Source organism: Arthrobacter sp. lap29, assembly GCF_032458965.1.
GTDB classification, from domain to species: Bacteria; Actinomycetota; Actinomycetes; order Actinomycetales; family Micrococcaceae; genus Specibacter; species Specibacter psychrochitiniphilus.
The window spans coordinates 1-1,483 of sequence record NZ_JAUCEK010000033.1 but is presented as its reverse complement, the minus strand read 5'-3'; the positions used below and the strand labels follow the sequence as shown (position 1 = coordinate 1,483).

Below are 1,483 nucleotides of genomic sequence, written 5' to 3'. Positions count from 1 at the left end.
ATGCTCCTATAGGTGTCAAGCGACTGTTTTCAGTGTTTGCAGCTGCTGATAATCAGTGAGCCATTTTTGGTATTCAAGGGCTCGTTTCTGGTCTTTGGTGATACCTCGTTCGAGTCTGGATAGGCGGTTGAGATCGCAGTCCAGGAACTGCGCCGCGGCAGTGAGAGTGAGCTCAATTCCGAGGCGGAAGGCTCGGAGGTCTTTGCCATGGATGACCGGTTGCGGGTTGGTGAGCAGGTGAAAGACTTCCCTGGCAATGGCACGTTTGAGGCACCGCAAGATTTCCTTCTTCGTCTTACCATCGGCAGTGCGCTTGGCAACGTAGATTTTCGTCACTGGATCGCTGGCCATGCGTACCAAAGCGATTTGATACAAGGCAGAGTTCGCTGCCCTGTCGCCGCCACGGTTGAGGCGAAACCTGTTCGTTTGTCCAGAGGAGGCCGGCAACGGCGATACCCCGCAGAGAGCCGCAAAAGCAGCCTCGCTGTGCAACCGCTCAGGATTGTCGCCGGCTGTAATGAGCAGCTGGCTGGCAATGATTGTGGAAACTCCCCTTACGGCGGTCAGGGCCGTGTTTACCTGCTCTACGAGAGCCTGAAGTTCACCCTCGAAGATAGTAATTTCCTCATCTAGGTAGATATACCTTTTCGCCAATCGTTTCAGCGTTGAACACGTTGCCGTTTCCACACAGTCAGCCCTTACATGAGTATGGGAAGCGGCAAGTTGGCCAACGAGCTTCTTGGTGGAAAGGCTCTGGTACTGGGCACGAACCTTCTCTGGAGCCGTGACGAGAAGACTCTTGATCTGGGTAATAACCTCAGCGTGCGCCTTCAATGCTGATCTGCGCCCAGCATGGATGACCCGGATGGCTTCTACCGTGCCGATACTGGTTTTCGGAGTGACGACGTCTTGATGGGTCAAGGCAGTGTGCGCTGCAGTGTAGGCGTCAATGGCATCGGATTTACCCTTCATACGGCGCACCACTTTGGCCGGGCGGATCACTTCCACGACTTCAATATTTCGGGCTTGAAGATGACGGGTCAATCCTGCCCCGTAGGAGTTGGTCCCCTCGATTCCTACCCGCAGGAGTTCTCCTTGGCAGGTGATAAATGCTGTCAGTGCCTGATATCCCGCTTTCGTTGCCGGGAACTGCACCGCGCTGAGGTGCTCGCCGTGCAAACTGATCACCGCCGCGTAATGGGTGTCTTTATGTGTATCTACACCCGCGATAATCTGAGCCATGGCCTGTTTCCCATCCTTCCAATCTGCCTACAATTGAAAGGTGGCGATCAGGCTGGCAGACAAGACGTTGACGAGATCACTGGCCGTGCTCAAGCTCCTATAAGGTCATGCCCGCTTGACCGCCACCTAATAAAAGGCGTCCGCCGAGCAGACAGATCAGATTCAAGACAAACCCCGCCTGGAGCCGTCAGTCTCACATAGGGTCATGCCCGGCAGAACACCTAATACCAGTATCAACGTC

General features: G+C 54.8%; 1 protein-coding gene. It reads right to left on the bottom strand.

Going from position 1 to position 1,483, the window contains the following annotated elements:
- Nucleotides 1–15: 15 nt before the first annotated feature.
- The gene (locus tag RY113_RS18370) at nucleotides 16–1,242 is read right to left on the bottom strand and encodes an IS110 family transposase (protein ID WP_315915826.1); all 1,227 of its coding nucleotides are present in this window, start codon (nucleotides 1,240–1,242) and stop codon (nucleotides 16–18) included.
- Between the last annotated feature and the right edge of the window lie 241 nt (nucleotides 1,243–1,483).

What these genes read in the sequence shown, in the direction of transcription:
- RY113_RS18370 (WP_315915826.1), bottom strand. Translation starts at nt 1,242, where the DNA reads ATGGCTCAGATTATCGCGGGTGTAGATACACATAAAGACACCCATTAC.